The organism is Streptomyces sp. adm13(2018), from assembly GCF_008042145.1.
Taxonomy (GTDB): domain Bacteria; phylum Actinomycetota; class Actinomycetes; order Streptomycetales; family Streptomycetaceae; genus Streptomyces.
The window spans coordinates 299,739-307,668 of record NZ_RDBH01000114.1; the positions used below are offsets into that span (position 1 = coordinate 299,739).

Here is a 7,930-nt window from a genome sequence, read left to right on the forward strand (position 1 = left end):
CCGATGGCCCCGCCGCCGCCGGCCCCCGCCGCGCCGCCGCGGGTGCGGGCGTGTGCTGCGGAGGGGCCTGTACGGGCGTGGGCGGCGCGGCGGGGGCCGGCGGCGGCGGGGCCATCGGCGTATGGGCGTCGGGCCCGGGGACGTACCCCATGGCGGGCGTCGGCGCGCCGGGCGTGAAGACGGGCGACGGTCCGGAGGCGGCGCCGCGCTCCAGCCGGTCGAGGCGCGCCTGGACGGACCGCTCGTCGTCGAAGGCGGCGGGCAGCAGCACGCGCGCGCAGATCAGCTCCAGCTGGAGCCGGGGCGAGGTGGCGCCCCGCATCTCGGTCAGACCGGTGTTGACCAGGTCGGCGGCCCGGCTGAGCTCGGCGGCGCCGAACACGGACGCCTGCGCCTGCATGCGCTCGATGACGTCGACCGGGGCGTCGATGAGCCCCTTCTCGGCGGCGTCCGGCACGGCGGCCAGGATCACCAGGTCGCGCAGCCGCTCCAGGAGGTCGGCGACGAACCGCCGAGGGTCGTTGCCGCCCTCGATGACCGTGTCGACGACCTCGAACGCGGCGGCGCCGTCACCGGCGGCGAAGGCCTCCACGACCGCGTCGAGCAGCGAGCCGTCCGTGTAGCCGAGCAGGGAGGTGGCCATGCCGTACGTCACACCGTCGTCGGCGGCGCCGGCGAGGAGCTGGTCCATCACGGACATCGAGTCACGTACGGAACCGGCGCCGGCCCGGACCACGAGCGGCAGCACGCCGTCCTCGACGGGGATGCCCTCGCGCCCGCAGACCTCGCGCAGGTACTCCCGCAGGGTGCCGGGCGGGACGAGCCGGAAGGGGTAGTGGTGGGTGCGGGACCGGATCGTCCCGATGACCTTCTCGGGCTCGGTCGTCGCGAAGATGAACTTGAGGTGCTCCGGCGGCTCCTCGACCACCTTCAGCAGGGCGTTGAAGCCCGCCGGGGTGACCATGTGGGCCTCGTCGATGATGTAGATCTTGTACCGGCTCGACGCGGGCCCGAAGAAGGCCTTCTCGCGCAGGTCGCGGGCGTCGTCCACACCACCGTGCGAGGCGGCGTCGATCTCGATGACGTCGATCGACCCCGGCCCGTTCCGCGCGAGGTCCTGACAGGACTGGCACTCGCCGCAGGGCGTGGGCGTGGGCCCCTGCTCGCAGTTCAGACAGCGCGCGAGGATCCGCGCACTGGTCGTCTTGCCACACCCGCGGGGCCCGCTGAACAGGTACGCGTGATTGACCCGGTTGTTCCGCAGGGCCTGCTGCAACGGGTCGGTGACATGCTCCTGCCCGATGACCTCGGCGAAGGACTCGGGGCGATAGCGGCGGTAGAGCGCGAGAGACGACACAGGTACGAGGTTATAGGCGCCCACCGACAACCCGGGAAAAAGCCGGCGGGGGCCGCTGGGAGCGGCGGGTGGTGTGGCGGGTGTGGGCGGGTGGTGCGCGAGAGCCGGCGCCACCTCTCGTGCGCGTCCCGCCGACCCCCGGCGCCGCGGCTGGCGGGACGTGCAGGGGAGCTGCCGCCGGAGGGGACGGAAGACGCGCGGCGGCCCTCTCACGACCCCCACCAGGATCGAGTTCGCGAGCACCCTCTTCGGTCATGTAATGTTCGCGGCGGAGGATTCGCCTAGAGGCCTAGGGCGCACGCTTGGAAAGCGTGTTGGGGGCAACCCCTCACGAGTTCGAATCTCGTATCCTCCGCCATTGCTCTCACCGGGCAATTCGTTGAAGGGCCCCACCGTTCGCGGTGGGGCCCTTCGGCGTTGTCCGGGGCGGCCGGGGTCAGGCCCCGGCGGCCGGGAGGCCGGATGCGAGGAGGTCGAATACGTAGGCCGCCTCCGGGGCCACGACGGCCGCGATGCGGACGTTGGGCTCCCCGGCGAGGGTGAGCTCCTGGATGCGCCGGAAGAGCAGGCCGTGGGCGGCACCGGGGAGTGCGGCGGCGGCCTGGGGCGATGGCCACCGGGGTGTAGGTGGGGCCGGCGCTCGCCAGGGCCTCGGCGAGGGCCTCCTCGGGGAGGTCGTGGAGTTCGCGCAGCCGCGCGCTCAGGGCGGGGCTGTCGGCGATCATGCGGGCGAAGCCGGGGCCGGCGAAGCCGGCGACGGGGTCGCACGTCTCGACTGCGTCGGTGAACTCGGGCCGCAGCGCGGCGAGCGGCGACTCGCCCTCGACCCGATCGACGACCGCGCGGGCGGGGCCGGCGGTGAACGCCTCGTGGTGGTCGAGGGCCAGGTACTCCTTCGACTGTTCCAGCTGACCGATCCCAACGGGGCGGTCGTCCAGCTGGTCGAGTGGGTCACGCCGACCGCGGACGCGAGTGGGGCGTGACGGTTCGACGGAGGTTGTAGGGCCGGTGGGCCGGGACGCGTCTGCGTTCCGGCCCACCGGCGTGTCAGGTGCGGCGCATGGCGTTCGGGCCGGGGCGGGAATCGGCAATGGGGCGGTGGGCCGAACCGTCCTCGGGTCTCGCAGAACGGCCTCATTCACTGGATCGGGGGGTGATCAGAGGGAGGGACGTTCCTGCGGGCATCGGTGCGTAGCGATCCCGATACTTTCTGTGATGACCAGTCGGCTCGACCAACAGGGGTTATCGATGAGGAAGTTCGCTACGGCGGTGGCGGACTCGTCTTGGCGCGAGTTGAACATCTCCACGACCGGCGCCGTGTTCACCGGTGGATACAAGTGGGAGCCCCAGCAGCAGCACCACGGCGCATTTCACGTGAAGGGCCAACTGTCGGATGACGACCACGCCGATGGCCACAACAGCTACCTTCGCGTGAAGGTGGCTGGCTACGGCTGGAAGAACATCAAGGGGGTTCAGAAGAAGTCCGTGACCGTCGACAGGGTCTTCTTCGACAACGCTGCCCTGCAGACCAACTATGCAGAGACCCAGCTGTGTCGCGACCGGGGATCACTGCGCCCGGACAACTGCTCGGACGTTCGCAAGTTCCGGCGTTAAGAGTCGACGGATCCCGGGAGCCGCTAGACGTGCGGCTCCCGGCCATAAGGAGTGCTCGACACCATGGATGTCATCCTCCGCGCCGACGGCGTGGATCTCTACTACGGCACCGAGCAGGCCGTCAGGAACGCAGACTTCACGCTCAAGCGCGGCGAGGTAGCCGCAATCACAGGCAGCAGCGGGTCGGGGAAGTCCTCGCTGCTCTACTGTCTTGCGGGCGTTCTACCTCCCACCAGTGGCACCGTAACCTTCGATGGAATCCAGCTCTCTAGTTTGCCCGACGGTGAACTGAGCGCCCTGCGGCGTACTCGCCTCGGCTTCATCTTTCAGTACGGAGAGCTGCTGCCCGAACTGACTGTGGAGGAGAACGCAGCTCTACCGCTTCGGCTCGCCGGCATCAGCAAGACGCATGCCCACGCGATGGCCGCCCAGGTACTGAAGAGGCTTGGGATGGGCGATCTGCTGCGGCGCAGAACCTCGAAGCTGTCCGGAGGTCAGAGTCAGCGGGTCGCGGTGGCTCGCGCCCTGGTTGGCCGGCCTGACGTGGTGTTCGCAGATGAGCCGACAGGCGCGCTGGACAGCGCAAACGCGGCTGCCGTGCTGGAGGAGTTCCTTCAACTGGCACGCAGGCAGAAGACGGCCGTGGTCATCGTGACCCATGACGCCGATGTCGCCGCCAGGGCGGATACGCAGTACACGATGTCGGATGGGTGTCTGGTGCAGGCGGTGGCTGTGTGAACCCCCTTTCCCTCGGCATCCGCTTGCTCTGGGGAAGTGGGCGCAGGGGGCGGATCCGTTTCCTGCTCATGGCTCTCGGCTCGGCTCTCGGAGTGGCTTGCCTTGCTGCGGTGCTGACCATTCCAACGATCCTCGAGGCCCACGACGCACGCACTACTGGCCGCGCGGTACACCCGGGCGACAACTCCAGCATCATCTACCAGGAGTTCCTGGACCCCTACGGCTCGCGACCACTACGGCGAGTCTTCTTCGCCCGCACAGCACCAGGAGAAGCGCCGGTCCCGCCTGGCCTCACAGCGCTCCCCCGGCCCGGCGAAGCCATCGTTTCGCCCGAGTTGGCCAAACTCCTCGCAGCGAATCCACGTACTGCAGGGCTGGTGCCAGGCCGTGTGAGCAGCACGATCGCGCCGACGGGCCTGGGTGGACCCGACGAGCTCTTCGCTTACATCGGAACGACTCCTGACAAGTTGCCAGCTGCGCGGCAGCTGGGGTACTTCGGCAGCGAAAGCGTCCGGGATGAACTCCTCGACCCATCCACGCTCGACGTCTTGCGGTTCACCCTCGGTTGCGTCGTACTCCTCCCTCTCGTGATCTTCCTTTCCGTATGCGCGCAACTCTCTGGTGCGTCCCGGGCCCGACGCCTCGCAGCGCTTCGCCTAGTCGGACTCAGCGCGAAGGACACCCTCCGAGTCAACGCCGCAGAGAGCGCCGCGGCAGCCTTGATCGGCTCGTTAATCGGGGTCATGGGATATCTCGGCGCCAACCAGACAATGGCACGAGTCGGGTTACCGGGGTTCCATTGGTACCCAGCGGATGGGATTCCCGAGTGGACAACAGTTGCTGTCTGTCTGCTCGGGTGCCCCACACTCGCTTGGTTCGTAGGTCAATACAGCGCGAAACGCTCCGCAACGTCACCGATCATTGTCCGGCGGACCGGCGAACGCAGGCCGGCAAAGATGTACGGCGCACTTCTACTGCTCCCAGGGCTGGGGATCATCGGCGGCTACTGCGCGCTCAGCGTCTTGGGTCGGGATCCGTCCGGGGGGACAGCTAGTTCAGTGCTGGTACCCGGCGCCGTTATCTTGACGGGAACAGGACTCGTCCTTGGGCTGGCGCCGATCACGGCTTGGTTGGCTAGACGACTGGCTGGGGCTTCAAAATCACTGTGGACGGCGTTGGCGATGCGGCGTACGGAGGTCGACCCCGGATCGTCCTTGCGAGTATCCACCGGGCTCGTTCTTCTATTGTTCGGAGCATCACTTGCTCAGGGCGTTCTGGTCGAGCTTGACCAGGTCAGCCGTCGAACAACGCCTGTACAGGAGTACAACGTCTCGCTGAGCGATATTAGCCGCTCGCAAAGGAGAGACTTAGAGGAGATCCCAGGCGTTCAAACAAGTATTCTGAAATACAGTTCGTGGGCTCCGTGGGAAGATGACATTCCGAAACGCATCGACTTGGTGGCGGCAACCTGTGCGGAGCTAAGCGCGACTTCCGCACGTGCAGAGGGCTGTGTGGACGGAAGGGTCATGCAGCTACACGACTCCAACTCTGCGCATCCGGAAGACCCCCAGCCGGGCGCGCAATTCGCCTTTGCCACGCGCGACCAGCGAAAGATCACTCTCACGGTGCCCGCACACCGGATCGAAATGAAGGCTTATCAGCCGTCCGTCTTTCACACTGGCGACCTGCTCGTGCCACCGACTCTTCTTCCGTCCGATCTCGACGACTCCAACGGCACCCTCACCCTCGTCAGCGACTCCGACCCCGCGACCGTGCGTGCCGTGCTCGATGGGATCGGGGCCGTTGCTCCCACCTCGCCCGTCGAGCCCGTCGGGATTGTCATCGACTCGCTCGCCCAGCTCACCGTCATTCGCAGTCTGCTGGCCGTCGGGATGGTGCTCGGGCTTGTGATCGGGGTGGCCGCGTTTGTTGTGTCCGTGGCCGATCGGGCTCTTGAGCGGCGGGCTCAGGTGGCTGCGTTGGCGTTGTTGGGGGCTCGGGCCGGGACGTTGCGGGGGGTGCAGGTGTTGCAGGTGGTGATGCCGCTTGCCCTGGGGCTGGGGGGTGCCGTCGTTGCCGGGTGGCTGGCCGAGTCCAGTTATCTGATCACCGGCGGTGGCGCCGTGCACTGGGACTGGGAAGGGCTTCCCCTGCTCATCGCCGCCGCGCTCGGCGTCCTCCTCGTCGCCGCCCTCGCCTCCGTACCCATGGTGCGGCGGCACGTCGATCCCGAGCACATCCGGCGAGATTGATCTTGCGATACCGATGAGTTCCCGGTGGAGTGGGGGTCTCCCCTGTGGCAGTTGCCCACCCCGACCCTGGAGTCCCCCGTGGCCGAGAACGTCGTCAAAGGTCCCGCCAGCTACTTCCCCTCCATCGAGAAGAAGTACGGCCGGCCGGTCTCCGAGTGGCAGGACCTCATCCGTTCCTCGCCCCTCACCAAGCACATGGAGCTCGTCTCCTGGCTGAAGGCCGAGCACGGGCTGGGCCACGGGCACGCGAACGCGCTCGTGGCCCACACCCTCGCCGAGGCGAAGTAGCCGCCCCTCCTCACGCCGCCAGTTCGTGGGCCGCGCGGGCGTTCACCCGCGCGGTCAGCGCCACCGTCCCCGCCGCCGCGGCGATGCCCGCCACCAGGGCCGTCCACCACAGCACCGACGGACCCAGCGTCGTGTACGCGGCCACCCCCAGCGTCAGCGCCGCGAACCGCGCCAGCCCCCACGTCCAGCTGAACGCCCCCTGGTAGCGGCCCCGCGCGTGCGCCGGCGCCAGGTTCGCGACCACGCCCGCGGCGATGCCCGCCACCACGACCTCGCCCAGGGACCAGACCACCACCGACACCGTGTAGCCCACCACCCCGTCCGCCAGTCCGGTCAGCGCCACCCCTGCCGCGATCAGCGTGCTCCCCGCCGCCTGCACCGCCAGCTGCGGGAAGCCGGCCAGCCTCCCCGTCACGAACGGCTGCAGCGCCACCACCAGGACCGCGTTCACCGCCGCCATCGCCCCGTACACCGCCGGCGACAGGCCGCTGTCGTGGACCGCCAGCGGCAGCGCCACCTCGGTCAGCGAGTACACGAAGAGCTGCACTCCGAAGAGGGGCAGCAGAAGCAGCGCCAGCCGGTCCCGGAGGACCACCCCGTAGCCGATGCCGTCCTTCCCGCCCCCGGAGCCCGGCGCCTGGTCCTTCGCCTCCGCCGCTCCGGTCTTCGGGTCCCTCAGGCGCACCGCCACCACCAGCGCGTACGCCAGCATCGAGCCCGCGTCCACCACGAACAGCAGCCAGTAGCCGCGCGCCGCCAGGTAGCCGCCGAGGACGCCCGCCACCGCCGTACCGATGTTCACCCCCCAGCCGAACAGGGCGTACGCGCGGCGCCGCCGGTCGCTGTCCACCGCGTCCGCGAGCAGCGCGTACGCCGCCGGCGAGACCGTGCTGCCCGCCGCGCTGATCAGCAGCGCCGCCGCCGCCATCGTCCACACGCCGGGAGCCAGGAACAGCGCCCCCTGCGCCGCCGACGCCCCGACCAGGCCGATCAGCATCGTCGCCCGGCGCCCGATCCGGTCGGCCAGGACGCCGCCCACGGCCGGGCCCAGGAGGTTGCCCGCGCCCAGGGCGCCCAGCACGTACGAGGTCTCCGCGCCCGTCACCCCGCGCGCCGCCAGGAAGAAGACCAGGAACGGGGTCACGAGGTATCCGAGCCTGTTGACGATCGTTCCCGCGAAGATCGTCCACACGACGGAGGGCAGTCCCCGGAACGAGGACGGGATGAGTGACGACTTGATCAGAGAGGAGGGCATGGAGTGAGGTTCTCGGCATCCTTCCGCCATCTCCATTGATTAAGCTCTGGCCGAATCCGAATCCGAATCCGAATCCGAGTCGAATCCGAATCCGATCCCGATCGCAGAACCTCTCCTCCTCTCGCTTGGACGTGGACACCTTGGACACCTTGGAATCCGGGCTCGCCTTCTCCGCCGCCGACCTCGCCCAGACCCGCTTCGCCGTCTCCCCCATGTGGGAGGTCGTCACCAGCTACCGCGTCCTCACCGGCCGAGCCGACCCCGGCCCCCACCGTCGCTGGGTCGCCCAGGTCCGCCCCCGGATTCCAAGGTGTCCAAGGTGTCCACGTCCAAGCGAGAGGAGGAGAGGTTCTGCTATCGGGATCGGATTCGGATTCGACTCGGATTCGGATTCGGATTCGGATTCGGCCAGAGCTTAATCAATGG

The 7,930-nt window shown here is 68.7% G+C and carries 7 protein-coding genes and 1 tRNA gene; 6 read left to right on the forward strand and 2 right to left on the reverse strand.

Features of this window, described 5'->3' with window-relative positions:
* Nucleotides 1–1,357: DNA polymerase III subunit gamma and tau (locus EAO70_RS13650; protein ID WP_187283875.1), on the reverse strand; the 1,357-nt coding region annotated here is incomplete at its 3' end.
* A gap of 270 nt (nucleotides 1,358–1,627) precedes the next feature.
* On the opposite strand from EAO70_RS13650, the gene EAO70_RS13655 reads away from it, so the two are divergent.
* The 6 genes from EAO70_RS13655 to EAO70_RS13680 all read left to right on the forward strand — a co-directional run bounded on the left by EAO70_RS13655 (nucleotide 1,628) and on the right by EAO70_RS13680 (nucleotide 6,249).
* Nucleotides 1,628–1,715 (forward strand) — tRNA-Ser (locus tag EAO70_RS13655).
* Between the two features lie 319 nt (nucleotides 1,716–2,034).
* Entirely contained in the window at nucleotides 2,035–2,340 is a 306-nt protein-coding gene (locus EAO70_RS13660; protein WP_148003248.1) for a hypothetical protein, read from the forward strand.
* 232 nt (nucleotides 2,341–2,572) lie between these two features.
* The gene (locus EAO70_RS13665) at nucleotides 2,573–2,971 is read left to right on the forward strand and encodes a hypothetical protein (RefSeq protein ID WP_148003249.1); all 399 of its coding nucleotides are present in this window, start codon (nucleotides 2,573–2,575) and stop codon (nucleotides 2,969–2,971) included.
* Nucleotides 2,972–3,034: 63 nt separating this feature from the next.
* Nucleotides 3,035–3,709 (forward strand): ABC transporter ATP-binding protein, encoded by a 675-nt coding sequence (locus tag EAO70_RS13670; RefSeq protein WP_148003250.1) that lies wholly within the window; start codon nucleotides 3,035–3,037, stop codon nucleotides 3,707–3,709.
* Nucleotides 3,710–5,235: 1,526 nt separating this feature from the next.
* Complete coding sequence (locus EAO70_RS40015; protein WP_315986236.1) at nucleotides 5,236–5,961, forward strand: FtsX-like permease family protein; 726 nt, start codon at nucleotides 5,236–5,238, stop codon at nucleotides 5,959–5,961.
* A gap of 78 nt (nucleotides 5,962–6,039) precedes the next feature.
* Entirely contained in the window at nucleotides 6,040–6,249 is a 210-nt protein-coding gene (locus EAO70_RS13680; RefSeq protein WP_148003470.1) for a DUF4287 domain-containing protein, read from the forward strand.
* Between the two features lie 10 nt (nucleotides 6,250–6,259).
* Here EAO70_RS13680 and EAO70_RS13685 read toward each other — a convergent pair whose 3' ends face one another.
* Nucleotides 6,260–7,504, reverse strand: a complete 1,245-nt coding sequence (locus EAO70_RS13685; RefSeq protein ID WP_148003252.1) for an MFS transporter — start codon at nucleotides 7,502–7,504, stop codon at nucleotides 6,260–6,262.
* Nucleotides 7,505–7,930 lie beyond the last annotated feature (426 nt).